The sequence below is a fragment of the Microvirga flavescens genome, from assembly GCF_003290125.1.
Lineage (GTDB): Bacteria > Pseudomonadota > Alphaproteobacteria > Rhizobiales > Beijerinckiaceae > Microvirga > Microvirga flavescens.
Genome location: NZ_QMKH01000010.1, coordinates 16,608 through 42,400 on the forward strand (window position 1 = coordinate 16,608; position 25,793 = coordinate 42,400).

At 63.3% G+C, this 25,793-nt stretch carries 22 protein-coding genes and 1 tRNA gene; 10 read left to right on the forward strand and 13 right to left on the reverse strand.

Annotated elements, in window-relative coordinates:
- Positions 1-312 precede the first annotated feature (312 nt).
- Positions 313-1,881: a putative bifunctional diguanylate cyclase/phosphodiesterase gene (locus tag DQW91_RS15550; RefSeq protein WP_198411887.1), complete on the forward strand. Its 1,569-nt coding sequence runs from the start codon at positions 313-315 to the stop codon at positions 1,879-1,881.
- A 31-nt stretch (positions 1,882-1,912) separates the two neighbouring features.
- On the opposite strand, the gene DQW91_RS15555 is transcribed toward DQW91_RS15550, so the two are convergent.
- The 4 genes from DQW91_RS15555 to DQW91_RS15570 form a co-directional block, all read right to left on the reverse strand.
- The gene (locus DQW91_RS15555; protein ID WP_112664571.1) at positions 1,913-3,265 is read right to left on the reverse strand and encodes a globin-coupled sensor protein; all 1,353 of its coding nucleotides are present in this window, start codon (positions 3,263-3,265) and stop codon (positions 1,913-1,915) included.
- 148 nt (positions 3,266-3,413) lie between these two features.
- Entirely contained in the window at positions 3,414-3,674 is a 261-nt protein-coding gene (locus DQW91_RS15560) for a DUF2312 domain-containing protein (protein WP_112664572.1), read from the reverse strand.
- 56 nt (positions 3,675-3,730) lie between these two features.
- The gene (locus DQW91_RS15565; protein ID WP_112664573.1) at positions 3,731-4,036 is read right to left on the reverse strand and encodes a DUF1244 domain-containing protein; all 306 of its coding nucleotides are present in this window, start codon (positions 4,034-4,036) and stop codon (positions 3,731-3,733) included.
- 11 nt (positions 4,037-4,047) lie between these two features.
- Positions 4,048-4,881, reverse strand: a complete 834-nt coding sequence (locus DQW91_RS15570; RefSeq protein ID WP_112664574.1) for an N-formylglutamate amidohydrolase — start codon at positions 4,879-4,881, stop codon at positions 4,048-4,050.
- A gap of 104 nt (positions 4,882-4,985) precedes the next feature.
- Between DQW91_RS15570 and DQW91_RS15575 the strand changes: the two genes are divergently transcribed.
- The 4 genes from DQW91_RS15575 (at position 4,986) to DQW91_RS15590 (ending at position 8,601) form a co-directional block, all read left to right on the forward strand.
- The gene (locus DQW91_RS15575; protein WP_112664575.1) at positions 4,986-5,903 is read left to right on the forward strand and encodes a DMT family transporter; all 918 of its coding nucleotides are present in this window, start codon (positions 4,986-4,988) and stop codon (positions 5,901-5,903) included.
- A 148-nt stretch (positions 5,904-6,051) separates the two neighbouring features.
- Complete coding sequence (locus DQW91_RS15580) at positions 6,052-6,513, forward strand: DUF1036 domain-containing protein (RefSeq protein ID WP_112664576.1); 462 nt, start codon at positions 6,052-6,054, stop codon at positions 6,511-6,513.
- Between the two features lie 3 nt (positions 6,514-6,516).
- A complete protein-coding gene (gene pyk, locus DQW91_RS15585) occupies positions 6,517-7,953 on the forward strand; it encodes a pyruvate kinase (protein WP_112664577.1) in 1,437 nt (478 codons plus the stop codon).
- Positions 7,954-8,094: 141 nt separating this feature from the next.
- Positions 8,095-8,601: a GNAT family N-acetyltransferase gene (locus DQW91_RS15590; protein WP_245411068.1), complete on the forward strand. Its 507-nt coding sequence runs from the start codon at positions 8,095-8,097 to the stop codon at positions 8,599-8,601.
- 34 nt (positions 8,602-8,635) lie between these two features.
- Here the strand turns inward: DQW91_RS15590 and DQW91_RS15595 are convergent, their stop codons facing one another.
- From DQW91_RS15595 to cpdR, 4 genes are all read right to left on the reverse strand, one after another.
- Positions 8,636-9,238, reverse strand: coding sequence for a tetratricopeptide repeat protein (locus DQW91_RS15595; RefSeq protein ID WP_112664579.1), 603 nt, complete (start codon positions 9,236-9,238; stop codon positions 8,636-8,638).
- A gap of 74 nt (positions 9,239-9,312) precedes the next feature.
- On the reverse strand, positions 9,313-9,438 hold the full coding sequence (gene ykgO, locus DQW91_RS15600; RefSeq protein WP_009763379.1) for a type B 50S ribosomal protein L36: 126 nt from the start codon (positions 9,436-9,438) through the stop codon (positions 9,313-9,315).
- A 44-nt stretch (positions 9,439-9,482) separates the two neighbouring features.
- A tRNA-Val gene (locus DQW91_RS15605) sits at positions 9,483-9,557 on the reverse strand.
- A gap of 146 nt (positions 9,558-9,703) precedes the next feature.
- Entirely contained in the window at positions 9,704-10,060 is a 357-nt protein-coding gene (gene cpdR, locus DQW91_RS15610; protein ID WP_112664580.1) for a cell cycle two-component system response regulator CpdR, read from the reverse strand.
- 172 nt (positions 10,061-10,232) lie between these two features.
- Here cpdR and DQW91_RS15615 point away from each other — a divergent pair, with 172 nt between their 5' ends.
- Together DQW91_RS15615 and hisN are read left to right on the forward strand one after the other, a co-directional pair.
- On the forward strand, positions 10,233-11,120 hold the full coding sequence (locus tag DQW91_RS15615) for an N-formylglutamate amidohydrolase (RefSeq protein ID WP_112664581.1): 888 nt from the start codon (positions 10,233-10,235) through the stop codon (positions 11,118-11,120).
- A 450-nt stretch (positions 11,121-11,570) separates the two neighbouring features.
- Positions 11,571-12,353: a histidinol-phosphatase gene (gene hisN, locus DQW91_RS15620; RefSeq protein WP_112664582.1), complete on the forward strand. Its 783-nt coding sequence runs from the start codon at positions 11,571-11,573 to the stop codon at positions 12,351-12,353.
- On the opposite strand, the gene DQW91_RS15625 is transcribed toward hisN, so the two are convergent.
- Entirely contained in the window at positions 12,273-13,346 is a 1,074-nt protein-coding gene (locus tag DQW91_RS15625; RefSeq protein ID WP_112664583.1) for an alpha/beta fold hydrolase, read from the reverse strand. The two genes, hisN and DQW91_RS15625, sit on opposite strands and share 81 nt — an antisense overlap.
- Positions 13,347-13,499: 153 nt before the next feature.
- On the opposite strand from DQW91_RS15625, the gene DQW91_RS15630 reads away from it, so the two are divergent.
- Positions 13,500-13,958: an Hsp20 family protein gene (locus DQW91_RS15630; RefSeq protein WP_112664584.1), complete on the forward strand. Its 459-nt coding sequence runs from the start codon at positions 13,500-13,502 to the stop codon at positions 13,956-13,958.
- Positions 13,959-14,127: 169 nt separating this feature from the next.
- Here the strand turns inward: DQW91_RS15630 and DQW91_RS15635 are convergent, their stop codons facing one another.
- Entirely contained in the window at positions 14,128-15,204 is a 1,077-nt protein-coding gene (locus DQW91_RS15635; RefSeq protein WP_112664585.1) for a threonine aldolase family protein, read from the reverse strand.
- A 567-nt stretch (positions 15,205-15,771) separates the two neighbouring features.
- Between DQW91_RS15635 and gltB the strand changes: the two genes are divergently transcribed.
- Both gltB and DQW91_RS15645 read left to right on the forward strand, forming a co-directional pair.
- Complete coding sequence (gene gltB / locus DQW91_RS15640) at positions 15,772-20,502, forward strand: glutamate synthase large subunit (protein WP_245411069.1); 4,731 nt, start codon at positions 15,772-15,774, stop codon at positions 20,500-20,502.
- A 20-nt stretch (positions 20,503-20,522) separates the two neighbouring features.
- Positions 20,523-21,944 carry a glutamate synthase subunit beta gene (locus DQW91_RS15645; protein ID WP_112664586.1) on the forward strand — a complete coding sequence of 474 codons (1,422 nt, stop codon included), beginning with the start codon at positions 20,523-20,525 and terminating at the stop codon, positions 21,942-21,944.
- Between the two features lie 73 nt (positions 21,945-22,017).
- Here DQW91_RS15645 and DQW91_RS15650 read toward each other — a convergent pair whose 3' ends face one another.
- The 3 genes from DQW91_RS15650 to galE all read right to left on the reverse strand — a co-directional run bounded on the left by DQW91_RS15650 (position 22,018) and on the right by galE (position 25,616).
- Positions 22,018-23,265, reverse strand: coding sequence for an SGNH/GDSL hydrolase family protein (locus DQW91_RS15650; protein WP_112664587.1), 1,248 nt, complete (start codon positions 23,263-23,265; stop codon positions 22,018-22,020).
- Between the two features lie 54 nt (positions 23,266-23,319).
- Complete coding sequence (locus DQW91_RS15655; RefSeq protein ID WP_112664618.1) at positions 23,320-24,549, reverse strand: lytic murein transglycosylase; 1,230 nt, start codon at positions 24,547-24,549, stop codon at positions 23,320-23,322.
- Between the two features lie 80 nt (positions 24,550-24,629).
- Entirely contained in the window at positions 24,630-25,616 is a 987-nt protein-coding gene (gene galE, locus DQW91_RS15660; protein ID WP_112664588.1) for a UDP-glucose 4-epimerase GalE, read from the reverse strand.
- Positions 25,617-25,793: the final 177 nt, after the last annotated feature.

Consider the following 25,793-nt stretch of genomic DNA (forward strand, 5'->3'; position numbering starts at 1 on the left):
CCTCCCAAATCGGGCACCTTGTCCGACAGGGCTACGCGCACAATCTTGCGCGAAGCTGGCGTAAAACCGCATCTCCCTTCAGAGCTTGTTAAGAAACCGGGTCCACGATGCTTTTTAGAGCAGTTCGACCTGGTGGGGGCCAGTCGGCACTGCCTTCAGATCAATTTGAAGGAGTCCCGGTTGTGATCGTGCAACGGCACAGACACGGCAATCGGTCGCCTCGCGCAACGCGTGTACCCCACCGGACATCGCAGCAGGAATGCGTGCTGCGCGGCGCGGCATCGCCTCTTCCCCAACAACTACCGGATGATCATGATGCTTCTTTCGCGTGATGATATCCTTGGCGTTTACGATTCACCCGGAAGAGAAACGCTGGAGCTCCTGAGCAGCGCGTTCGAATCTGCCTTGGCTCCGGCGAAGGGTGACCGATCTTCGCGCGCGCGCAAATCGGCGGGGGACGACGAGAACGAGGAGAAGGAAAAACGCTCGCCCGACGCCTCAAAGGAATCTGCGGCGCGCCGCGCCATCGCCAAGCGGCTTCGACATGCCACGCAGCACGATTCCCTTACCGGCCTCTGCAACCGTCAACATTTTCAGGATCTCTTCAAACGAGCGCTTGCCCGTGCGCGTGATGCCGGCAGCGGGCTCGCTTTTCTCTTGATGGATCTCGACAACTTCAAGGACGTGAACAACACCCTCGGTCACCAGGCCGGAGACGCGATCCTGATCGAGACAGGGGAGACTATTCAGACGCTACTGAGCGCCGACGACACGCTAGGCCGCTTCGGAGGCGACGAATTCGCCCTTCTCATCCCCAACGTCTCGAGCGCGGAGTGCATAAGCTCCATCATCCAACGGCTGCTCTCCGTCGTCGGGGCGTCCGTGCCGCGCCTGAGTCCGAACCTGCGTTCCAGCGCGAGCCTCGGCGTCAGCCTGTTTCCGGATCACGGCTCGGAGGTCAGCGAACTGATCCAGAACGCGGAGCTTGCTCTCTACCGCGCGAAGGCCAACGGGCGGGGCCGTGCGGAGGTCTATGCTCCGCACATGCGCGCGGCTTTCACGCAGCGCCTCGATCAGATGTCGGCGTTCCGGACTCTCCTCGAAGCCGGCAGCGTGAGGCCTTACTACCAACCTCAGGTGCGACTTACGGATCGTCGCTCTCATGGTTTCGAGGCCCTGGCGCGCTGGATTTTGCCCAACGGGGATATTCTTTTTCCCAAGGACTTTCAGGCTGCGCTGGAAGATCCCGACGCGGCGATCCTGCTCGGCGAACATATGCTGCAAAGCGTGAGCGACGATCTGTGCCGGTGGCGCGAAGGCGGAATGCCTCCGTGCAAGGTCTCCGTCAATGTCACCGCGCCGGAGCTCAACCGCGGCGACTATCCTGAGAAAGTTGCCGCCGTTCTCGCGGCGAAGGGCATTCCGCCTTCACAACTGACTATCGAGATCACGGAGACCGTTCTTCTCGACGAGAACGTGACGCAGCTCGCAAAGACCCTGAACGATCTGCATAAGCTCGGCGTTTCAATCGCGCTTGATGATTTCGGAACCGGCTTTGCGACATTGACGCATCTGCGCACCCATCCCATCGACCAGATCAAGATCGACCGCTCCTTCATTGCGGAACTCACCTCGAACGACGACGACAACGCCATCGTCCGGGCGATGCTGAGCCTCGCGCGAAGCCTCGGAATCGAGACAGTGGCCGAGGGGCTTGAGACTGAAGCGCAACTGCGGTGCCTACAGATGCTGGGCTGCGAATACGCGCAAGGATTCTACTTCAGCCGCGCTGTCACGGCCGACGAGGCCGAAGCCTATTTCCGCGCACATCGCGCCTACAGACGGGCGACTTTCGCGCAGTTCCGCCTTGCCGTCGCCTAGAAGATGATCGTTTAGACCGCCGGATCATGCTCTAGGCGGCCATTTTCTCCTGATCGGAGAGCGCGGCTTCCAGGAAACGGTCAATGTCCTGCCGCAGGCGGCGAAGCTGCTGGTCGAGCGTGTGCTTGGCCTGTGTCACCTGCTGCGCAGCTTCAGCGGCAGAGGTCGCGGAACCGCTCAGCGTTTCGATGCTCCGCACCACGACCTGCGTATGGCCCGTCGTCTGCTGCACGTTCATCGCGATTTCGGATGTCACCGCCGATTGTTCCTCCACCGCCGCCGCGATGGCGGTGGCGATGCGGCTCACTTCCTCGATGACGTGGGCAATCTCCTCGATCTCACTCGCGCTCTTGTCGGTCGCCTGCTGAATGGCGCCGATGCGGGAGCCGATTTCGGTCGTCGCCTGCGCCGTTTGCGTCGCAAGCGTCTTCACCTCCTGCGCGACGACGGCAAAGCCCTTTCCGACTTCGCCCGCATGGGCCGCCTCGATCGTTGCATTCAACGCCAGAAGGTTCGTCTGCGCCGCGATTTGGTCGATCAGGTCGATCACATCGCCGATCTGCCGCGCCTGCTGCGCGAGGCTCGCCACCGATTCCTTCGTGCGTTGCGCGCTCTCGAAAGCCTTCCGCGCCACATCGGCGGAGCGCCCGGCCTGCTGGCCGATCTCCCGCACGGAAACGGCAAGTTGCTCCGTCGCTGCCGCGCCCGATTGCATGCTCAAGGCGGTCTGCTCCGATGTAGTCGCAACCTCGCCGGCGAGCGCACGCGCCTCACCTGTCGCGTGGTCGAGCACGGTCGCGCTCTGCTCGAGAGCCTCGCTCGCCTCGTGCGAGATCCGCAGGCTGGCCTGCACAGCGTCGGAGAATTGCGTCACCGCTTCGAACAGTTCCTTGCCACGTCTCTGGCGCTCTTCGACCAGCGCGTTCTGGTAGACGGAGATGGCGTAGTCCATGTCGAGCATGACGGCCTTGTTCATCGCCTCGACCTTGCGCGCCAGCGAGGCGCCGCTGAAACGGTGCTTCGTCGCGAGGACATGCAGCAACTCGTTCATGATGAAGGAGTAGCCGCCGATATACCAGCGTGGTTCCAGGCCGATCTTGTTGTGGATGAGGCCGATGCGCCCGATGCTCTCCACATAGGCTTCATCGAACCGCCCGCTGAAAAGACGCGCCCAATGCTGCGATTGCGCCGCGACAAGACGAGGCTTGCTCGTACCGACCATGCCGGCAAGCTTCGGCACGCTATTCAGGTGAGCGTAAAACCGTTCGAGCATCTGGGGCAGGGCCTGCTCGATGATGGGCCACAAGGCGCGCAGCTCTTCCGAGACACCGTCATCGATACCCAGAAAGGCCAGACGTTCCGCAAGCGCGCTGTTGGTTTGCATGGTTGTGCCCCAGCTTCGATCGAGAAGGAGGCTTTAAGGCGCGAAGATTGGCCCAGGCTTGCACGGAGGCATCACGAGCCCTGCCTCACGAATGAAAAAAGCCGCCTCGCGGCGGCCTTGTTCTAAGCAGGTTTTACGAACGGAAAAATCAGCCGGCCATGCCCAGTGCCTGCATGTAGAGTTCGAGGATCGCCTCCTCTTCCTGACGCTCGGCGTAATCACGTTTGCGGATGGAGACGATCTTGCGCAGGACCTTGGTGTCGAAGCCATTGCCCTTGGCCTCGGAATAGACATCCTTGATGTCACCCGCGATGCCCGCCTTTTCCTCTTCAAGACGCTCGATGCGCTCGATGAAGGCCTTCAGTTGATCGGCCGCGACAGATTCGGTCTGAAAAGATGCGTCGTCCATGAAAGTGTTTCCGTAATCGTTGGTTTCAGGTGAAGGGTGAAGCCTCTTCCATGAGGCTAGTGAGAGGGTTTCGACTTTTCGAACTGCGCCAGTTGAACTGGATCGGCTTCGCTCTGGTAACGCGCCTTCCAGTCCTCGTAAGGCATGCCATAGACCATGAGGCGACTGTCGTCCTTCGACAAAGCCAAACCCCGTTCGTCGGCGGCCTCCTTGAGCCAGTTCGAGAGGCAGTTGCGGCAAAAGCCGGCGAGGTTCATGAGGTCGATGTTCTGCACATCGCTGCGCGCGCGCAAATGCTCCGCCAGCCGGCGGAAGGCCGCGGCTTCGAGTTCGGTCTGGAGCGTTTTGTCGATCCCGCTCATGGGTTCCTCAATCAACGGCGACGAAGCCGTTCTCGCGTGCGCGTCGCGTGGGGCTTCGGCGTGCGCAGGTCCGGGTTTGCGGCCAGCGGCGTCAGAAGCTTCGCGAACCGCTCCGCCCATTGTTCCGCGCCTTCGTCCGTGGCGATCAGATCCTGCCGGATTTCGACGAGAGCGTTGGCAAGCCCCCGGCGGGTTGCATGCCGGTCGATGGTATCGCCCGCCAGCGCCCCGTCATAAGGCTCGTTGTCGCCCACCACCAACCCGTCCTCGGCAGCAAGGCCGTCGAGGATTGGGCGGGCGAATCGGTCGTCCACGTCCCAGAGGATGCCCACATGCCAGGGGCGGGGCCAACCCCGCCACAGGGGCGTGAAGCTGTGGATTGTGACGATAACCGGCGGATTCCCGCTCCCTATGGCATTCTCGACCGCCGCCTGGATGGCGGCGTCATAAGGATCGTAGAACCGGGCGATGCGGCGCTGAACCTCCGCCTCGTCTGCCCTGGCGTTTCCGGGCACGACCGCCCCGTCGGACAGGCGCATGACGAGCGTCGGGTCGTCCCGCCCCCGGTTGGGATCGATGAGAAGGCGCGAGAACCGGGTCAGGATGGCCGGCGCGCCGAGACGCCTGGCCAGCGAGCGCGTGACCGCCGCCGCCCCGATGTCATAGGCGATGTGGCGCTCGAACTGCGCGGGCGGCAGGCCGAGATCGCCATAATCCTCCGGCACGGCGTTCGAGGCGTGGTCGCACAGCAACAGAACGCCGGATTCAAGTGAGCCCGGAATGGTTTCGACGGGGTGCGGAGCCGGAGAAGGCGCGTCCAGGACAGGCGCGAGGGAAGCGGACATTCGAAAAAATCTGGCGAAGAATGGCTTGAGGTGATGCCAACTCGCTTAAACTGCCATAGGAGCCTTGGCAACGCGCGCCTTGCGCACACCAATCCCGAACGGCCATGACCTCGACACCCCAAGCCGCCAGCCAGAATTCCGGATTCGCCAGCGCCTTCATGGCCCTGTGCGCCGGAGCCGTCGCTATGGGAGCGTCTCCGATTTTCGTGCGCTTTGCTTCGGCCGATGTGGGGCCCTTTGCCAGCGCCTTCTGGCGCGTGGCGCTTGCCCTGCCTGTCCTCTGGATCTGGATGCGGATCGAGGAGACGAAGGCGAGCCCCGGAACGCCGCGCGTCACCTTCAGCAAGGCCTCGATCCTTGCTGGCCTCGCCTTCACGGGGGACCTGTTTTTCTGGCACCTGTCCATTCTCGCCACCACCGTCGCCAATGCGACCTTTTTTGCGACGACGGCGCCGCTCTTCGTGATCCTGATCGTCTGGCTCGTCCTCAAGCAGCGGATCTCGCGGGGGACGATCATCGGCCTTGCTTGCTGCCTTCTCGGGGGAGTTGCCCTGATCGGCCAGAGCATCAATGTCGATCCGGCGCGTATCCGTGGGGATCTCTATGGTATCGCCACCGCCTTTTTCTTCGGGCTCTACTTCCTGACCGTCGAGCGCGCCCGCAAGACGGCGGGTGCGGCGCGGGTGACGTTCGAGGCTGGCCTCGTGACCTCGGCGTGCCTCCTCATCATCGCGCTGCTCTTCGAAAACCGCATCGTCCCTCAGACCCTGCAAGGCATTGCGGCGCTCACAGCCCTCGCCTTCATCAGCCAGGCCGGCGGCATCGGGCTTCTAGCGGTGGCTCTCGGCCGCCTGCCATCGGTGTTTTCGTCCCTGGTCATTTTTCTCGAGGCGGTGGCCGCCGCAGCCTTTGGCTGGGTGGTGCTGGGTGAGGCCCTTACCCTGCCGCAAATCCTTGGCGGCGCGCTGATTTTCGTCGGTATCTGGGCGGCGCGGCCGAAGCCCAAGGCAATAGCCGGCTAATCTTCCACAGGGATTTCCCTGTGATAAATTTGTATTCTGCGTATCCTAGAGAGTTGAGGCCTTGATGCCTCGCCTGTTCTGACCGACAACGATTCGACACAGTGATTTGAAGATTGGCCGTTCTTTTTGACGGATCGCACCAACATCCATGACTGGCCCTGAAACCATTTTCGCTCGAAACCGGCGGCGAAGCCTATGGCTTGCGGCGCTTGCGGGCGTCGGCCTGCTCGTTGCCGCCGCTCCGGCCCGGGCCGATTTGCGCCTGTGCAACATGACGCCGAGCCGCGTCGGGGTGGCGCTGGGCTATCGCGACAATCAGGGCTGGATCACCGAAGGGTGGTGGAACCTGAATTCGCGCGCCTGCGAAACCCTGCTCAAGGGGCAACTCGCCGGACGCTTCTATTACATCTACGCCCTCGACTACGACCGTGGCGGCGATTGGAGCGGACGGTCCTTCATGTGCACGCGAGAGCGTGAATTCACCATTCGCGGGACCGAGGATTGCCTCGCCCGCGGCTTCGACCGCAGCGGCTTCTTCGAGGTCGATACAGGCGAACAACAAAGCTGGACGATCCAGCTCACAGACACGAACCGCCCAGGGGGGCAATAAAATATGCGCCGCGCACGACGCACGAAAATCCTCGCAACACTTGGTCCGGCCTCCGAAAATCCGGAGATGATCGAGAAGCTCTGCCGCGCTGGAGCGGACGTCTTCCGCCTCAACATGAGCCATCTGGCGCGCGAAAAGCTGCCCGAGCGCGTGGAGATGATCCGCAGCGTCGAAGCCAAGTGCAAGCGCCCCATCGCGATTCTGGCCGACCTTCAGGGGCCGAAGCTGCGCGTCGGCACCTTCGAGAACGACAGCGCCATGCTGGTGCCGGGCCAGACCTTCATTCTCGATGCGGACAAGACCCCGGGCAACGAAAAGCGGGTTCACCTGCCGCACCCTGAAATCCTGTCCTCGCTGGAGCCCGGCCACACGGTGCTGATCGACGATGGCAAGCTTCGCCTGCGCGTGAAATCAGTGAAACAGGGCTCGGCGACCACGGAAGTCGAGGTCGCCGGCAAGATTTCGAATCGCAAGGGCGTGAGCCTGCCCGATACGACGATCCCCGTCGCCGCCATGACGGAGAAGGACCGCTCGGACCTCGAAGCCGCCCTCGCCGCAGGCGTGGACTGGATCGCCCTCTCCTTCGTGCAGCGTCCGGAAGACGTCGCCGAGGTGAAGAAGGTGGCGCGCGGCAAGGCGCTCGTCATGTCCAAACTCGAAAAGCCGCAGGCCATCGCCCGCCTCGACGAGATCGTCGAGATTTCCGACGCGGTCATGGTCGCCCGTGGCGACCTTGGCGTGGAAATGCCCCTCGAGAAGGTTCCCGGCATCCAGAAGCGGATCGTCCGCACGGCGCGCAAGCTCGGCAAGCCCGTCGTGGTGGCGACCCAGATGCTCGAATCCATGATCACGGCCCCGGTTCCGACCCGCGCGGAAGTCTCCGACGTCGCGACCGCCGTCTATGACGGCGCGGACGCGGTGATGCTCTCGGCGGAAAGCGCCTCCGGCCAGTATCCGGTGGAAGCCGTGGCGACCATGAACCGGATTGCCGAGGAAGTGGAGCAGGATCAGGCCTATTGGTCGATCATGCAGGCCCAGCGGATCGAGCCCGAAGCCACGGGTTCGGACGCTATCGCCGCTGGCGCGCACCAGATCGCCGACACGCTGCACCTGAAATCCATCGCCGCCTGGACTTCGTCGGGCTCCACCGCGTTCCGTCTCGCTCGCGAGCGTCCGAACTCGACGGTGCTGGCGCTGACGCCGAACATCAACACGGCCCGCCGCCTCGCGCTGGTCTGGGGTGTTCACGCCATCCGCACGAAGGACGCGAGCGACATCGACGACATGACCGCCCGCGCCTGCAAGTTCGCGGTCCGCGAAGGGCTCTCCGACGTCAACGACCGCATCATCATCGTTGCGGGCGTGCCGTTCGGAACGCCCGGCGCCACCAACATGGTGCGCGTCGCCTTCATCACGCAGGAACATGCGGCGCAGGCTTGAGCGCGATGGGCGCGCCGCGCCTGAAGGGCTTTGAAAGATCGTCACATGGCGTTAGCTTGACCTTTGAGAGACGCACGGTCTCTCAAAGGTTTGCCCATGTCTTATTCCGCTCAACCCGTCCCATCTCTTAAAAGAGAACCGGTGATCCGGCGTCTTGCTGCAACCGACAGCATCGACGATCTGACCAGCCTTCTGCACCGCGCCTATGCGGGGCTCGCGGCGATGGGCTTCAACTATACCGCTGTTGACCAGAGCGCCGATGTTACGCTCGCCCGCATTGCGGACGGGCTGTGTTTCGTCGCCGAGATGGACAGCACCATCGTCGGCACCATCATGTACTACCCATCCGGCACGAAGGGCGGCTGCCCGTGGTATGACAGGCCGAACATCGCCAAGATCGGACAGTTCGGTGTCGAGCCCTCATGCCAGGGAACAGGCGTCGGGGCTTTGTTGCTCCAACGCGCGGAAGCCGAAGCGGCTCTTGCCGGCGCAGACGAGATCGCGCTCGATACGGCGGAAGAGGCGCACCATCTGGTGTCCTGGTATGGCCGATGCGGCTATCGCTTCATCGAGCACGCCCAGTGGGACGGGAAGGTCTATCGCAGCGTGATCCTGAGCAAGCCGCTTCACGCCTTGAACGCGTCATGACACGTTCCACGAGAGTTTGGCGGCCAATCGCGCTCTAAAGATCGAGCCCGTCGATCTCCGGAGCGAGGTGGTCGACGATTTTCTTGAGTATCGGAAATTGCGGGTTGATCGCCAGCGCCCGGCGGTAGGCGTTCAGTGCGCGGGCCTTGTCGTCGGACGCCATGTAGATATGGCCGAGTCCCGCCCAGGCGTTGAACTGGCGCGGCTCGAGCTTCAGCGTCTGACGTAAATCGGCCATCGCGCTCACCGGATCGTCCAACAGGTAGAACACCGTCGCGCGCTGGTTCCACGCCTCAGCCCAGTTGGGCTGGAGCGTGATGACCCGGTCGAGCAATTCGACGGCCAGCGGATAATCCTTCGCCTCGACAGCCTCGTTCGCGCGGCTCAGGAGAAGGTCGGCGGTATCGGAGCCGGAACGCTCCCAACGCTTTTCGATCTGCGCGGCGATGCCTTTCGCCTCGTCCTCATCCTGCGCCTTGGCCAGGCGATCGAACAGGCTGTCCAGCGTGATGGGGCGGCGGGCCTGCTGCGGGCGGGGTGTTTCCTGCGGAGATTTTGGAGGCGTGCTCTCCTGTGCCTGAACCGGGATGGCGGTCAGGCCGATGAAGCCGGCAAGGAGGAACGCAAAAAGCCGCATGCCGGAACCATGTAGGATTCCGGCATGCGGCGTCAATTCCGATTTGGCGCGGCGTCGCCGCACCTGAGAAGAGCTTAGCCCTGACGAGCCTTGTAGCGCTTCTGCGTCTTGTTGATGATGTACACCCGGCCCTTGCGACGAACGAGCTGGTTGTCGCGGTGACGTCCGCGGATGGACTTCAACGAGTTACGGATCTTCATATCCGGATCTCCTGCGGCCTCTCGGGAAGGCCGGATTAAAAGAATGGTGGGCGCGGCTGGGATCGAACCAGCGACCCCTACGATGTCAACGTAGTGCTCTCCCGCTGAGCTACGCGCCCCAGAAGCGGCGGTTCTTGCGAGCCCCGCTTCGTGTGTGGAGGGCGATATACCGGCAAGCTGTCAGGGACGCAAGCCGTGTCGGCGAACCTTTTTGAGCCTGATCGGGAAAAAGTGGGACCAGGCTGCGATAAGGTTCTCCAAACCCTTACGCCGCCATCAGTTTATCGACTTCGTTCACCAGATCGCGCAGGTGGAAGGGCTTCGAGAGCACCTTGGCGTCCCGCGGGGCCTGGGAATCCGGGTTCAGGGCAACGGCGGCAAAGCCCGTGATGAACATCACCTTGATCTCCGGATCGAGCTCGGTGGCCCGGCGGGCCAGCTCGATTCCATCCATCTCCGGCATGACGATATCGGTGAGAAGAAGCTCGAAGGGCTCTTCCCGCAGCCGGTCGTAGGCCGAAAGGCCGTTGTCGTACGAGGCCACGTCGTAGCCTGCATTTTCCAGCGCCTTCACCAGGAAGCGCCGCATGTCGTTATCGTCTTCGGCCAGAATGATCTTCATCTTTCGCCCCAATAGCCGCGAAGTCTTGCCCCCGTTCATGAGGGAAGGCCGGTAAACAAGCGGTGAAAACCGGGCCCGACCCATCAAGATTTGTGCATGGACAGAACTCGGAGGCGCCGTCACACTAAGAAAATTAAGCCAGTTCATTCTTCCCGAGGCAGTCCCGAACCCGATGCGGCCCACTTTCGACGAGGAATTCGAGCCCCCCTTCATCGTCATCGAGCCCGCGCAGCAGACGACCCCTTTCGTCTTCAACGTGCCTCATGCGGGAGCCGTCTATCCCGAATCGTTCCTCGCCGCCTCGCATCTCGATCCCCTGACCTTGCGCCGCTCGGAGGATGCTTTCGTCGACGAGCTGTTCGGCGGAGTGGTCGAGCGGGGCGCGCCGCTCATGGCCGCCAGATTCCCCCGAGCCTTTCTCGATCTCAACCGCGAGCCTTACGAACTCGACTCGCGCATGTTCGACGGGCGCCTGCCGCCTTACGCCAACACGCGCTCCATGCGTGTCGCGGGCGGGCTCGGCACCATTCCGCGCCTCGTCGCCGACGGTCAGGAGATCTACCGCGCCCGTTTTGCGGTCGAAGAGGCGCTCCAGCGGATCGACTGGCTCTACAAGCCCTATCACCGCACCCTGCGGCACCTCATCCACCGCACGGCGAAAACCTTCGGCCACGCCATCCTGATCGACGGCCATTCCATGCCGTCCACTTTCAACGGCCGTGACGAGGCGAAGGCCGATATCATTCTCGGCGACCGCTACGGAACGAGCTGCGCCGGGGCGCTGACGGATATCGTCGAGACGGTGTTTCGCGAACTCGGCTACACGGTGGTCCGCAACAAGCCTTATGCGGGCGGCTTCATCACCGAGCATTACGGGGAGCCCGCCCTCGAGCGGCACGCCCTGCAGATCGAGATCAACCGGGCGCTCTACATGGATGAGAAGACGCTGGAGCGGCGGCCCGATTTCGGCATTCTCGCCACGGATATCGCGGAGGCCTTCACGGCCATCATCCGGGCGATCGACGACGATTGGTCGCCCCGCCGGATTGCTGCGGAATAAGAGCCCGGACAAGAAAAAAGGCCGCTGTTGCCAGCGGCCCAAAAGTTTAGGGAGGAAACGCCCAAGAAGGGCTACGACAAGCGACGCCAATCGCATATCGCACTGCACAATATACACCGCATTGCACAATCTGCAACACTTCTCGGGTCTATGAGCCATGCACCCACCGCATGGAAATGCCGAAATCGCCCTTAAGCGCCGCACGAGAGGCCCGCCGGGACGCCCTTTCAAGGGGAAGACCCTCAATGGCCACGCCTGCGCCAAAGGTGCTCTTGCCGCGGTCCGCGCGCTTGATAAAAGCAGATCCCGAATGTGGCCCTTGGGGGCTAGAGCATGATCAGAACAAGTGGAAACCGATTGTTCGCCTTAGATCATGCGATCTCGATAAGAATAAGACCTTGATCGTTTCAATTTGAAACGATCAAGGTCTAGGCAGAGGATCTCCGGCGCATGGCGCTCATCGACTTCACGCATTTCGTCAACGACCTCGCGACATCGTCGGGGCAGGCGATCCTCCCCTTCTTCCGGACAGCCATCGCGACGGAGGATAAGTCGCGCGGCGGCGCCTTCGATCCGGTGACCGAGGCGGACCGGGCGAGCGAGGCCACCATGCGCCAGCTCATCCGCCGCTCTTTCCCGACGCACGGCATCGTCGGCGAGGAATTCGGAACGGAGCAGCCGGACGCGGAATATGTCTGGGTGCTCGACCCCATCGACGGCACCCGCGCCTTTATCGCGGGGCTGCCCACCTGGGGCACGTTGATCGGACTGAACCGCAACGGCCGGCCTGCTTTCGGCATGATGCACCAGCCCTTCACGGGCGAGCGTTTCTTCGGCGATTGCGGCAGCGCGACCTATCGCGGCCCCGGCGGCGAGCGCAAACTGATGACCCGCCGCTGCGGCTCGCTGAAGGACGCCGTGATTTCCACGACGAGCCCGAAGCTTTTCGCCGGCGAGGAATTGCGGGCTTACGACCGCGTGGAAAGCGTCGCCAAGCTCGCGCGCTACGGCTGCGACTGCTACGCCTATTGCATGCTGGCGGCCGGTCATATCGATCTCGTCGTCGAATCCGGCCTCAAGCCCTACGACATCGTCGCCCTGATCCCGATCATCGAGGGCGCGGGCGGTATCGTGACGGCGTGGGATGGCGGCTCAGCGGCGAATGGTGGCCGGATAGTCGCCGCCGGCGACCGCCGCATCCATGCGGCGGCGGTGGAGCTGCTCAGCCGCTGAGGGCCGCACCGGCTCGGGGTGCGCATCGAACGCATCCGACGAGCCGGGGATGAAGGCGTCGAAGGCGGCCCAGAACTGGGCGCGGATCGCATCGCTCTCCATCATGATCTCATGCCGCGCGCCTGGGAGGACGATGGCGTGGCCGGCCTTCAGCCGCGCCGCGAAACGCTCGATGGCGGGCGTGGCGCAGACAGGATCCTCCCCCGCTGCAACGACGAGAACCGGAAGGTGGATCTTCAGGGCAAAACGCGGATCGGCAAAACGCTGCATGAAGCGAAAGGCGGAATCGAGCCAGGCCACCGTGGGCGAGCCGATGGCGCCATCGCCCACCTCCACGGCGGCGTGCGCGTTGCGGGCATAGCGGATGGGGTCGGTGGTGAGGCGATTGCCCTTGAAGGGCATGGTCGAGATCGACGTCTCGCCGCCTCCGGGTACGAAGGCCTTGCCGAGGCCGAGCGCCCTTAAGAAACCCGCGAGCGATTGCACGGAGCGCGGGTGCTTGATGATGCTCAGCCCCACCATCGGGGCCAGAGCCACGAGCCGCTGGAACGGGAACCAGCCCTCGTATGTGCCGTTCAGCGCGATGGCCCCGCCCATCGAATGAGCGAGGGCGAAGTGCGGCCCGGGCATCTCGGCGAGCACATGCTCGCGAATGGCTTCGAGATCGAGCCGGTAATCGTCGAAATGGCGGACATAGCCCTTGCGGGCATTGCCCACCTGCCGAGCCGAATGGCCCTGCCCCCGCCAGTCGAAGGCGACCACCGAGAAACCGCGTTCGAGCAGCTCTCCGACGACCTCGAAATATTTCTCGATGAACTCGGCGCGCCCTTGAAGGATGCAGACCGTCCCTTTCCGGTTCGGCCCCGATGGGGACCAGCAGGCGACGCGAAGGGCGAGCCCGTCGTGTGTCTCCACGCGTCTCAGAACCGGTTCGCCAGGAATGGGATTGTCGGGGGTCGGGTAGAACTGCACGCCGTCGGCCTCCTGGAGCATGTTCTATGAATGTGGGCAGGTCAGCAGGGTCTTGAAAGGCATAAATGCCGCACCCACGTAAATTTCGTACCGGCCCAAACGGGCGGTGCGATCCCGATCCGGCCTCGTGAGGCGGATCTTCATCAACTGCATGTCGCTCAAGGAGGATATGCCATGCGTCAGTTCGATCTTTCCCCCCTTTACCGCAACACGGTCGGTTTCGACCGTCTCTTCTCGATGCTCGACCAGCTCGGCGGCGTCGAGCCTGCGTCCAGCTACCCGCCCTACAACATCGAGCGCACCGGCGAGAACGCCTATCGCATCTCGATCGCGGTCGCCGGCTTCACGGACAAGGATCTTGCCATTGAGGTGAAGGAGAACAGCCTCTCCATTCGCGGCGAGAAACAGCCCGCCGAAGAGCGCAAGTCCGACCTGCTCCATCAGGGCATTGCGTCGCGCGCCTTCGAACGCCGATTCCAGCTTGCCGATGGCGTTCTCGTCACCAGCGCCGCCCTCGAGAACGGCCTCCTGCACATCGACCTCGTGCGTGAGATCCCGGAAACGAAGAAGCCCAAGCTGATCCCGATCTCGACCTCGGGCGCGCAGACCATCGAGGCCAAAAAGGCCGCGTAACCCCCGCTATCTCAGCGTGAAAAGAAAAAGCGCCCCGGAAAAACCCGGGGCGCTTTTTTTATTCTTGGTTGCAAGGCCCTGGTCCTGACGGAGCCTGGAGGGAAGCTCCGCCCGTCGATGAGGTCTCGCCGCTTCAATCGGCAACGAATGCGGCGCGGGTATGGCAACCTTACTCTGCGGCCTGCCGCCCCAGGGCGGATTTCGCAATGTCGAGAACCTTGTCCACCTGCGCCTCCTCCGTGGCGAAGGACACGACGAAGCGCACAAGCGTCTCGTCCGCGCCGACGCGCTCGGTGGCCGGCAAGCTCAGATCCGTCCAGGGGTGATACAGAACACCGGCGGCCCGCAGGGCCTGATCGACGGCCTTCGGTAGAATCGGGAAAACCTCGTTCGCTTCCGTCGGCCACGCGAGGCGAATGCCCGGCAGGGCGGCAAGGCCCGCCGCGAGACGCTGGGCAAGACCGTTTGCGTGGCGGGCATTGGCGTACCAATGGTCGCCCGCGAAATACCCCTCGAACTGCGCCGCGATCAGGCGGCCCTTCGAGACGATCTGACCCGCCCGCTTGCAGCGGTAATCCAGCCCTTCCGCCAGGGCAGAATCGAACACCACGATGGCCTCGGCCATCAGGCAGCCGTTCTTGGTCGCCCCGAAGGAGAGGATGTCGACGCCCTGTTTCCAGGTCATCTCGGCGGGCGTGCAGCCGAGGCTGACGAGGGCATTGGTGAAGCGCGCGCCGTCCATGTGGAACGAGAGGCCGTGCTCGCGGCAGACACGGCCGAGGGCGGCGATTTCATCCAGCCGGTAGAGGGTGCCGCACTCAGTCGCCTGCGAGATCGAAAGCGCCTTCGGCGGCATCTGCTTCACGGCTTTTGGGAGCCCTTGCAGATAGGCCGCGACCGCCTGCGCATCGAGCTTGGCCGCAACGCCCGGCAGACCGGCAAGCTTCGCGCCGTGCATGAAGAATTCCGGCGCGCCGCATTCGTCATCGATGATGTGCGATTCACGGTGGCAGACGCACAATCCCCACGGCGGCACGGCGGAGGCAAGCGCCAGCGCGTTGGCCGCCGTGCCCGTCGTGACGAAGAAAACAGAAACGTCACGTTCGAAGATTTCGGAGAACCGGGCCTTGACCCTTTTCGTGATCTCGTCCCCGCCATAGGCGGCCATTGCCCCGCCATTGGCCCTGGCCAGGGCCTCCAGAACAGGGGCGCTCGCCCCCACGATATTGTCGCTCGCGAAATTCATGCCCGTCTCCTGCCCGTCTCTTGGAAATCTGCCTGACGTTCTCGCCGGAACCGTTATCAGTTCGGCGGACCATGCGCCAAGGGGAATACCCAAGGAACAACACGTCAAGATCATTGACCCTTCGGCTCAGGCTTGCGCCTTTATGCGACTAAAGGTGAGTTTATTACGCACCGCCGGGCGGACTTGAAATTTTTGTCTAAAATTTTTCTAGAATGCTCTTGTGCGGTGCCAAGAACTCTGGCAATTTTCGGCCCGGTTAGGACAGTCATGCTGTCCCATCGGGCGCGCCAACCGGCGTGCTTTTCAGCCCTGAGGTCGTCTTGATGCTTCGCCAGCTGCGAACGAAACGAGATACGACGAAATCCGCCCGCAAAACGTGGGCGGAACGGGCGATCTTCGGCTAAAATCAGCCAGAGAGATGCCCGCGAGGTGCGGGCTCTCGACAACGGACCCAAGCCTCCAAGAAACGCCAGAAGCGGTGGGCATCCGGACAATCCTTACCTTCCGGAGGCCTGAAAACCGCCTCACAGAACCACGATGACGTTCGACCGGACGCGAGGATTGCAAATGAGCAACGAGGCGAAGAAGAAGCTGGGATCTACCGTTTTGAGCCGGACCGCCGGCACGACGAAAACGGGCCTCGCCGTTCGCGATCCTGCCCTGCCCCTCGCTCAGGGCCTCTACAACCCGGCGAACGAGAAGGATTCCTGCGGCGTCGGCTTCATCGCCGATATGAAGAACGGCAAGTCGCATGCGATCGTCCAGCAGGGCCTCCAGATCCTCAAGAACCTCGACCATCGCGGCGCGGTCGGCGCGGACCCCAAGATGGGCGACGGCTGCGGCATTCTCGTTCAGATCCCGCACAAGTTCTTTTCCGCCGAATGCGCCAAGCTCGGCATCTGGCTGCCGGAGGAAGGCGGATACGGCGTCGGCCACCTGTTCATGCCGCGAGATGCGGAAGGCCTCAAGCTCGTCGAGGAAATCGTCACCAAAGCCATCGCGGATGAAGGCCTGCAGGTTCTCGGTTGGCGCGACGTGCCGGTCGATTCCAGCGACCTCGGCGAGAGTGTGAAGGCGACCGAGCCCCTGCACCGGCAGATCTTCGTCGGCAAAGGCAAAGGTCTCGGAAAAACTTCGGGCATGGACGATCAGGAGACGTTCGAGCGTCGCCTGTTCCTCGCCCGCAAGGTCATCTCCAACGCCGTCTACGACATGAAGGACCCGCGCACGGCGGGCTATTACCCCGTGTCGCTGTCCTCGCGCACCATCGTCTACAAGGGCATGGTGCTGGTGGGCCAGCTTGGTGGCTATTACCTCGACCTGCAGGACCAGCGCTTCGAGAGCGCCATCGCCCTCGTGCACCAGCGCTTTGCCACCAACACATTCCCGACCTGGCAGCTCGCGCACCCGTATCGCATGGTTGCGCATAACGGCGAGATCAACACGCTGCGCGGCAACGTGAACTGGATGGCGGCGCGTCAGGCCTCCGTCGACTCGGAACTCTTCGGCAACGACATCTCGAAGCTCTGGCCGATCTCCTATGAGGGCCAGTCCGACACCGCGTGTTTCGACAACGCCCTCGAGTTCTTGGTGCGCGGCGGCTATTCGCTGACCCACGCCATGATGATGCTGATCCCCGAGGCCTGGGCCGGCAATCCGCTCATGGATGAGGATCGTCGCGCATTCTACGAATATCACGCCGCCCTCATGGAGCCGTGGGACGGTCCTGCCGCCGTGTGCTTCACCGACGGTAAGCAGATCGGCGCGACGCTCGACCGCAACGGCCTTCGCCCCGCGCGCTACCTCGTAACCGACGACGGACTCGTGGTGCTCGCGTCCGAGATGGGCGTTCTGCCGATTCCGGAAGAGAAGATCGTCGAGAAGTGGCGCCTGCAGCCGGGCAAGATGCTGCTCATCGATCTGGAAGAGGGCCGCATCGTCTCCGACGACGAGATCAAGCAGCAGCTCTCGCAGGCGCATCCCTATCAGGACTGGCTGAAGCGCACGCAGATCGTTCTGGAAGATTTGAAGCCCGTGCAGGCGCGCGAGTCGCGCACGGACGTCTCGCTTCTCGACCGTCAGCAGGCCTTCGGCTACACGCAGGAAGATCTGAAGCTCCTGATGCAGCCGATGGCCGTGACCGGGCAGGAGGCTGTCGGCTCGATGGGATCGGACACGCCGATCTCCGCGCTCTCGAGCAAGGCGAAGCTGCTCTATACCTATTTCAAGCAGAACTTCGCGCAGGTGACGAACCCGCCGATTGATCCGATCCGCGAAGAGCTCGTGATGAGCCTCGTGTCGTTCATCGGCCCGCGTCCGAACATTCTCGATCTTGAGGGCACCTCGCGCCGCAAACGCCTTGAAGTGCGTCAGCCGATTCTCACCAACGAGGATCTGGAGAAGATCCGCTGCATCGGGCACTTCGAAGATCGTTTCGACACCAAAACGCTCGACATCACCTATCCGTCGGAGCTTGGCGCAGCGGCGCTCGACGGCGCGCTCGACCGGCTCTGCGACCGAGCGGAAGCGGCTGTCCATGGCGGCTACAACATCATCATTCTCTCCGATCGCATGGTGGGGCCGGACCGCATCCCGATCCCGGCGCTGCTCGCCACCGCTGCGGTTCACAACTACCTGATCCGCAAGGGCCTGCGCACCTCCGTCGGCCTCGTCGTCGAATCCGGCGAGCCGCGCGAGATCCATCACTTCGCGTGCCTTGCAGGCTACGGCGCGGAGGCGATCAATCCTTATCTCGCCTTCGAGACGCTTCTTGCCATGAAGGACGAGTTGCCGCCGGAAGTGGACGAGGACGAGATCGTCTATCGCTACATCAAGGCCATCGATAAGGGCCTTCTCAAGGTGATGTCCAAGATGGGCATCTCGACCTACCAATCCTATTGCGGCGCGCAGATTTTCGATGCGGTCGGCCTGCGTTCGGATTTCGTGAATCGCGATTTCTTCGGCACGGCGACCACCATCGAAGGCATCGGCATGGACGAGGTGGCGGAAGAAAACGTGCACCGCCACCGCGACGCCTTCGGCGATGCGCCGGTCTACCGCAACGCCCTCGATGTCGGCGGCGAATACGCCTATCGCCTGCGCGGCGAGGAACATGCCTGGACGCCCGACACCGTCGCGACCCTGCAACACGCGGTGCGCCTCGATTCGCAGGAGCGTTATCGCGAATTCGCGAAGCTGGTGAACGAGCAGGACAAGAACCTCAAGACGATGCGCGGCATGTTCCGCATCAAGCTCGCGGGAGAGAACGGCCGCACGGCCGTTCCGCTGGACGAGGTCGAATCCGCCAAGGAGATCGTGAAGCGTTTCTCCACCGGCGCGATGTCCTTCGGCTCGATCTCGCGCGAGGCGCACGAGACGCTGGCGATTGCCATGAACTCCATCGGCGGCAAGTCGAACACCGGCGAGGGCGGTGAGGAGCCGGAGCGCTTCAAGCCTCTTGCCGACGGACGCTCCAAGCGTTCAGCCATCAAGCAGGTGGCCTCCGGCCGTTTCGGCGTGACGACGGAATATCTCGTCAATGCCGACATGATGCAGATCAAGGTGGCGCAGGGCGCGAAGCCCGGCGAAGGCGGCCAGCTTCCCGGCCACAAGGTGGATGCGAAGATCGCGCGCGTGCGTCACTCCACGCCGGGCGTCGGCCTCATCTCGCCGCCGCCGCACCACGATATCTATTCCATCGAGGACCTCGCGCAGCTCATCTTCGATCTGAAGAACGTGAACCCTTCGGCGGACGTGTCGGTGAAGCTCGTCTCCGAAGTCGGCGTCGGTACGGTCGCGGCGGGCGTCGCGAAGGCGCGCGCCGATCACATCACGATCTCCGGTTTCGAGGGCGGCACGGGCGCGTCCCCCCTCACCTCGCTCAAGCACGCCGGTTCGCCGTGGGAAATCGGCCTTGCCGAAACGCAGCAGACTCTCGTGCTCAACCGCCTGCGCGGGCGTGTCGCCATTCAGGCGGATGGTGGCCTGCGCACCGGACGCGACGTGATCATCGCGGCGCTTCTCGGCGCGGACGAGTATGGTTTCTCGACCGCGCCGCTCATCGCGGCGGGCTGCATCATGATGCGCAAGTGCCATCTCAACACCTGCCCGGTCGGCGTCGCGACGCAAGACCCGGTGTTGCGCAAGCGCTTCAAGGGCCTGCCCGAACACGTCATCAACTACTTCTTCTTCGTCGCCGAAGAGGTGCGCGAGCTGATGGCGGAGATGGGCTTCCGCACCATCGACGAAATGATCGGCCAGTCCGACCTCCTCGACAAGAACACCGCCATCGACCACTGGAAGGCGAAAGGTCTCGACTTCGCGAAGATCTTCCACAAACCGCAAGCCGGCGAAGGCGTTTCCATCCGCCATCAGGAGCGCCAGGTGCACCCCATCGCGGATGTGCTCGACCGCGATCTGATCGCGAAGGCAAGTCAAGCTATCGAGAAGGGGGAGCCCGTCACCATCGAGGCCAGCGTGCGCAGCGCGGATCGCACGGTGGGTGCGATGCTCTCCGGCGAAGTGGCCAAGCGCTATGGCCATGAGGGCCTGCCGGACGACACGATCACCGTGAACCTGAAGGGCACCGCCGGACAGAGCTTCGGCGGATGGCTCGCGGCGGGCGTCACCCTCATCCTCGAAGGCGAGGCAAACGACTATGTCGGCAAGGGTCTTTCCGGCGGCAAGCTGATCATCTCACCCTCCCGTGCGTCGCAAGCAAAGCCTGAGCGCTCCATCATCGTCGGCAATACGGTGATGTATGGCGCGATTGCAGGCGAAGCCTATTTCCACGGCATCGCAGGCGAGCGCTTCGCCGTGCGCAATTCCGGCGCTATCGCGGTGGTGGAAGGCACGGGCGATCACGGCTGCGAATACATGACCGGCGGCCTCGTCGTCGTGCTCGGCCAAACCGGTCGCAACTTCGCGGCGGGCATGTCGGGCGGCATCGCTTATGTGCTCGATGAGGACGGCACCTTCGCCAAGCGCTGCAATCTCTCGATGGTCGATCTCGAACCCGTCGAGGAAGAGGAGGACCTGATGCAGCGCCTCCACCATCACGGCGGCGATCTGGAGACCAAGGGGCGCATCGACATCATGGCCAACATGTCGGGCTCCGACGAAGAGCGCCTGATGCAGCTGATCTCCAACCACCACACCTATACCGGCTCGGCCCGCGCCAAGGAGATCCTCGACAACTGGCCGACCTACCGCACGAAGTTCGTGAAGGTGATGCCGGTGGAATACCGCCGCGCGCTTCAGGAAATGGATCGTCTGCGCACCTTGCAGGCTGCGGAATAAGAACGAGAGGGGCAAAGAAAATGGGCAAGGTCACAGGCTTTCTCGAATACGACCGGCAAGAGCAGAAGTATCAGCTCGCCGGCGACCGCATTCGCCATTTCCGCGAATTCACGCTGCCACTCGACGACAGCGATCTGAAGAAGCAGGCGGGGCGCTGCATGGATTGCGGCGTTCCCTTCTGCCACGGGCCAACGGGTTGCCCCGTTCACAACCAGATTCCCGATTGGAACGATCTCGTTTTCCAGGGTGATTGGGAGGATGCGACACGCAATCTGCATTCTACCAACAACTTCCCGGAATTCACTGGCCGCGTCTGCCCCGCGCCGTGCGAGGAAGCCTGCACGCTGAACCTCGAGAATCAGCCGGTCACCATCAAGACCATCGAGCAGGCCATCGCCGACAAGGCGTGGGAGATGGGCTGGATCAAGCCGGAGCCGGCGGAAGTCTCCACCGGCAAGCGCGTGGCGATCGTCGGCTCGGGCCCCGCAGGCCTTGCCGCCGCGCAGCAGCTCGCGCGCGCCGGTCACGATGTGCATGTGTTCGAGCGTCAGGCGAAGCCCGGCGGTCTGCTGCGCTACGGCATTCCCGATTTCAAGATGGAGAAATACCACATCGACCGCCGCGTGAAGCAGATGGAGGCGGAAGGCGTGACGTTCCATTGCGGCGTCAATATCGGCGTCACCCGCTCCTTCGCTTCGCTGCACAACGAGTTCGATGCGGTGCTCTTCGCGGGTGGCGCAGAAGATCCGCGCAATCCGAACCTGCCGGGGCAGGATCTCGCGGGCGTGCATTACGCCATGCCCTATCTCACTCAATCCAACCAGCGCGTCGGCGCGGAGGGTGTGACGGGCGAGCCGATCCTCGCGAACGGCAAGCATGTCGTTGTCATCGGCGGCGGCGACACGGCCTCCGACTGCGTCGGCACCGCGTTCCGCCAGGGCGCTTTGTCGGTGACGCAGCTCGACATTCGCCAGCGTCCGCCCGAGCGTGAGGACAAGCTCACCGTGTGGCCCTACTGGCCGACGAAGATGCGCACCTCATCCAGCCAGGCGGAAGGCGCTGAGCGTGAGTTCCAGGCGGCGACGCTCGGCGTCGAGGGCAAGAACGGCCGCGCCATCGGCGTGAAGTGCGCGCGCGTGGATGAGAGGCGCCAGCCTATTCCCGGATCGGAATTCATCCTCAAGGCCGACCTCGTTTTCATCGCCATCGGCTTTGGCGGTTCGGTGAAGGAAGGGTTGCTCGACGAATCCGGCGTCGCTCTCGACCGTCGCGGCAACGTGGTGGCGAACGATGCGGACTATCGCACCTCGAGCGACAAGGTGTTCGTGGCAGGCGACATGCGGCGCGGCCAATCCCTCGTCGTGTGGGCGATCCGCGAAGGCCGGCAGGCCGCGCGCGCCATCGATGAATCCCTGACGGGATCGAGCCTCCTGCCGCGCTGACATTCAGCAACTTGCAACAATTGCAGCCCGCCTCGGACATCATCCTGGGCGGGCTTTTCTTTTTTTGCGAGCCCTACGAAGGCGGCCAGCGGAAATCGTCCAACCGCCCCGGCGGCGGGCTGGACGGCGCACCTTCGCGCAATGAGCGCTGGATCGGAGAGGCGCGCTCGCCTTGCAGGCGTGGTGGGGAGGAGACGAGCGTTCCACCTTGAGCGAGATCCGGCCGGGTCAGCGGAAGCACGGGCCCGATCAGGGGCTTTGATGGAAGGGCGGGAATATCCGCCGTCTCCGGGGTCGGGACAATCGGTCCTTGCATCCCGTCATCCGGCCTTGCCGCCATTCCCGTCGCGGCGTGCTGCTCAAGGAGGTTCTTGATCTCCATATCCGCGAAATGCGCAAGCTTGCGCGCACCCGCATTCGTGAACAACACGCCGTCATTGGTGCGCAGCTTCGCGGGTTGGCCGTCAACGTCCGGGCCCGCCATGGTGAAGCGGTTGTCCTCATCGACGAAGCCTTGCCAGATGTCGACGTAGTCACCGCCGAGACGCTCTGTGGCTTCGCGGAAGATCTCGTTCATGGCCATGAGATCCTCGGAGAGCTTGTCGCTTCGCATGGGCGGCAGGCCGATCCAGATGAAGGGAATGCCGCGCTCCTTGAAGGCGCGCACGATCCCGTCGGCGCGCTGACGGTAAATGTCGCGCCAGCGATCCGAGAGCGGCTCATAAGTCTCGTTGCCGTCCTTGATCGGCGCGTGGTCATTGACGCCAATCATCACCACCGCGAGCGTGATCTTCTGCCCGCCATCCAGCGTCTCACGGATGAACTTCGGCCACTCATCGGCAGCCGCCCGCGCGAGGCCGCTTTCGTTCCGCGTCTTGCGGATCACGGCGACATCCTCGGATTCGGCGTAGACGGCATCGATACCCTGGCTCGCGAAGGCGGCAAGAGCATCACCGAAAACGACGATATGCGTTGCCGCGTTGGGCTTGACCTTTTCCTGATGAACGACCGTCGTCGGCGCAGGTTTGGGTCGCGCCGGCCGGACGACAAGCGGCTGGGGAGGCGGTTCATCAGGAATGCCGAAGAACCGCCGCAGGCTGAAGCCTTGCTGCGGTGCCGGCTGCACCAGCTTGCCGGGATAATAGCCCGGCGGATAAGCGCGCAGATCGCGACGCCCCGGAGACGGCGGCGCACCATAGGGGGAGCGCTGCTGCGGGTATCCATAAGTTTGTGCATTGGAAGGAGCCGCCCCCAGCGCGATGAAGGCGCAACCGGTCAGGACAGGCATCAGACGCAGCAGCGGCCAGAGCTTTAACGGCATTGGTGGTCCAACTCCCGTCGGGCCACCTTTTTATAGGGCTCGCAGCCCCCTTCGTCAGCGTGCCGCGCGCAATTCGCGCAGCAGGGCGCTGTCGGCATAGCCATCCGGAATCAGGTTGGCGGCAAGCTGGAAATTGCGCACGGCCTCACGGGTCTTGGAGCCGAGCATGCCATCGGCATCGCCCATATAGTACCCGAGCGATGCCAGACGCTGCTGCACCTCCTGCCGATGCTCCTTGCTGAGCATCGGCTCATGCTTCGGCCATGCGCCCTTGATCGACGCGCCGCCCATCACCCGGTCACCGAGATGAGCAACGCCCATCGCGTAGGCGTCGGACGAGTTGTAAGCCTTGATGACGGCGAAGTTGTCGGTGATGAGGAAGGCCGGTCCGCTCGCGCCGCCGGGCAGGAAGAGGCTCGCCTCGCCAGACCTCGGCATCGCCTTGCCGTCGACCCGGCGCAGGCCGAGGGACGCCCAACTTGCAAGGCCCTGCCGCAGATTGCGGAAGTCAAAGCCCTTGGGAAGGTGAACCTCGAACCCCCACGGCAGGCCCGGCTGCCAGCCCTTCTGGCGAAGGTAGTGTGCCGTCGAGGCCAGCGCATCGGGCACCGAGGCCCAGATGTCGCGCGCGCCGTCGCCATCGCCATCCACCGCATATTCCATGAAGCTCGAGGGCATGAACTGCGTCTGCCCCATCGCCCCCGCCCAGGAGCCCAGCATCTTGGCGCGGTCGATATGATCCTGCTCCAGGATCTCCAGCGCCGTCAGCAGTTCGTTCTTGAAGAAGTCGCCCCGGTAGCCCGTGTACGCCAGCGTCGCCAGTGCCCGCACCACGTAGATCGAGCCGGTGAAGCTGCCGAAATTCGTCTCCATGCCCCAGACGCCGAGCACCACCGCGCGCGGCACGCCGTAGCGGCGCTCGACGGTATCGAGGGTCTTCGCCCACTGGCCCGCGAGCTGGCGCCCGCGATCCAGCCTCTGCTGCGAGACGGAGCCCTCCACATAATCCCAGATCGGGCGCACGAACTCGGACTGCTTTTTGGTGAGCGCGATGATCTTCGCATCGGGCGAAACACCCCGGAAAGCCTCGTCGAAGGTCGCGCGGGAAACGCCGCGCGCCTTGGCCGCGGGCCAGAGCCCGGCGATGAAACGGTCGAACCCGGCTTGGGAAACGTCTTGCTGGGCCTGCGCCGGCACGGTCGCCGAGGCAAGACCAAAGGCCGCCGTCAGGCCAAGGAACAGGGCTCCGCAAACAATGCGGCGCAAGGGGAAGGCGTCAAACATACCGGCGCTCACTCGCGAGAAGGATCGTCGGCCCCATTGCGCCATCATTGCGATTAACGAACCGTTGACCGGCGCATCGCTCAGGCGGCCTTGCGTGCCGCGAGCGTCTTTTCCCACCGCATGGCCTGTTCCACGATGACGGTGAGATCGTCGTAGAGGGGCTTCCATCCGAGACTGCGCACGCGGTCCACGCTGGCGACGAGGTTGGCCGGGTCGCCGGCGCGGCGCGGGCTGAACCGCACCTCGAAATCGACGCCGGAAACCTTCTTCACCACCTCGATGACCTCGAGCACCGAAGCGCCGTGCCCATAGCCGCAATTGAGGATGAGGTTTTCACCGCCACCCCGCAGATGATTGAGGGCGACGAGATGCGCCCGCGCCACGTCGTTGACCTGCACATAATCGCGGACGCAGGTGCCGTCCGGCGTCGGGTAATCGGTGCCGAACACTTCGAGATAAGGCCGCTGGCCGAGGGCTGCCTGGGCAGCGACTTTCAGAAGATGCGTCGCCTGCGGCGTCGACTGACCGGAGCGCCCCTTCGGGTCGGCCCCCGCCACATTGAAGTAGCGCAGCACTGCGTAGCGCAGGCCGTGCGCCTTCGCGACATCATCGAGAATCCACTCCGTCATCGCCTTGGAGCGTCCGTAAGGGTTGATCGGCGAGATCGGCGTATCCTCGGTGAGCGGCCTCACCTCTGTGTTGCCGTAGACCGAAGCCGTCGAGGAGAAGATGAAGTTCTTCACGCCCTTTTCGACCGCCGTCTCGATGAGCGTGCGAGCTTTGACCGTGTTGTTGAGATAATAACCGAGCGGGTCGGCGACCGATTCCGGCACCACGATCTTCGCGGCGAAGTGCAGGATGCTGTCGATGCCGTTCTCCTCGATGAGGCGGGCCACCAGTTGCTTGTCGGAGACATCCCCCTGGACGAGACGGACCTCGGAAGGCACGGCCCAACGGAAGCCTGTGGACAGATCGTCGAGGACGATCACCTTTTCGCCCGCATCAACCAGCTCGAGAACCAGGTGGCTACCGATATAGCCAGCTCCACCCGTCACCAGGACCGTCATGAATATTCTCCCAAAATCCGTCTTTCCGGAGCCCGTTAACCAAAAGGCTTCAGCTTCAATTCATGTCTTTTATGGCAAACAGAAAATCTGGCTTGATGCAACAGGCCATCCTTTCTAGCCGGTAGGCTTGGACGGCTCAAATCCTTAGGGTTTGGGTCTCCTGCCTTCCTCACCGAC

Bases quoted from the DNA above. Each gene is read 5' to 3' on its own strand.
- DQW91_RS15625 (WP_112664583.1), bottom strand. From the start codon at position 13,346: ATGCTCCAGGAGGCCGACGGCGTGCAGTTCTACCCGACCCCCGACAAT.
- DQW91_RS15635 (WP_112664585.1), bottom strand. From the start codon at position 15,204: ATGAATTTCGCGAGCGACAATATCGTGGGGGCGAGCGCCCCTGTTCTG.
- DQW91_RS15655 (WP_112664618.1), bottom strand. From the start codon at position 24,549: ATGTTTGACGCCTTCCCCTTGCGCCGCATTGTTTGCGGAGCCCTGTTC.
- DQW91_RS15645 (WP_112664586.1), top strand. From the start codon at position 20,523: ATGGGCAAGGTCACAGGCTTTCTCGAATACGACCGGCAAGAGCAGAAG.
- gltB (WP_245411069.1), top strand. From the start codon at position 15,772: ATGAGCAACGAGGCGAAGAAGAAGCTGGGATCTACCGTTTTGAGCCGG.
- galE (WP_112664588.1), bottom strand. From the start codon at position 25,616: ATGACGGTCCTGGTGACGGGTGGAGCTGGCTATATCGGTAGCCACCTG.
- DQW91_RS15630 (WP_112664584.1), top strand. From the start codon at position 13,500: ATGCGTCAGTTCGATCTTTCCCCCCTTTACCGCAACACGGTCGGTTTC.
- DQW91_RS15615 (WP_112664581.1), top strand. From the start codon at position 10,233: ATGCGGCCCACTTTCGACGAGGAATTCGAGCCCCCCTTCATCGTCATC.
- DQW91_RS15580 (WP_112664576.1), top strand. From the start codon at position 6,052: ATGACTGGCCCTGAAACCATTTTCGCTCGAAACCGGCGGCGAAGCCTA.
- DQW91_RS15570 (WP_112664574.1), bottom strand. From the start codon at position 4,881: ATGTCCGCTTCCCTCGCGCCTGTCCTGGACGCGCCTTCTCCGGCTCCG.
- DQW91_RS15550 (WP_198411887.1), top strand. From the start codon at position 313: ATGATGCTTCTTTCGCGTGATGATATCCTTGGCGTTTACGATTCACCC.
- DQW91_RS15565 (WP_112664573.1), bottom strand. From the start codon at position 4,036: ATGAGCGGGATCGACAAAACGCTCCAGACCGAACTCGAAGCCGCGGCC.
- pyk (WP_112664577.1), top strand. From the start codon at position 6,517: ATGCGCCGCGCACGACGCACGAAAATCCTCGCAACACTTGGTCCGGCC.
- DQW91_RS15560 (WP_112664572.1), bottom strand. From the start codon at position 3,674: ATGGACGACGCATCTTTTCAGACCGAATCTGTCGCGGCCGATCAACTG.
- DQW91_RS15555 (WP_112664571.1), bottom strand. From the start codon at position 3,265: ATGCAAACCAACAGCGCGCTTGCGGAACGTCTGGCCTTTCTGGGTATC.
- ykgO (WP_009763379.1), bottom strand. From the start codon at position 9,438: ATGAAGATCCGTAACTCGTTGAAGTCCATCCGCGGACGTCACCGCGAC.
- cpdR (WP_112664580.1), bottom strand. From the start codon at position 10,060: ATGAAGATCATTCTGGCCGAAGACGATAACGACATGCGGCGCTTCCTG.
- hisN (WP_112664582.1), top strand. From the start codon at position 11,571: ATGGCGCTCATCGACTTCACGCATTTCGTCAACGACCTCGCGACATCG.
- DQW91_RS15575 (WP_112664575.1), top strand. From the start codon at position 4,986: ATGACCTCGACACCCCAAGCCGCCAGCCAGAATTCCGGATTCGCCAGC.
- DQW91_RS15595 (WP_112664579.1), bottom strand. From the start codon at position 9,238: ATGCGGCTTTTTGCGTTCCTCCTTGCCGGCTTCATCGGCCTGACCGCC.
- DQW91_RS15650 (WP_112664587.1), bottom strand. From the start codon at position 23,265: ATGCCGTTAAAGCTCTGGCCGCTGCTGCGTCTGATGCCTGTCCTGACC.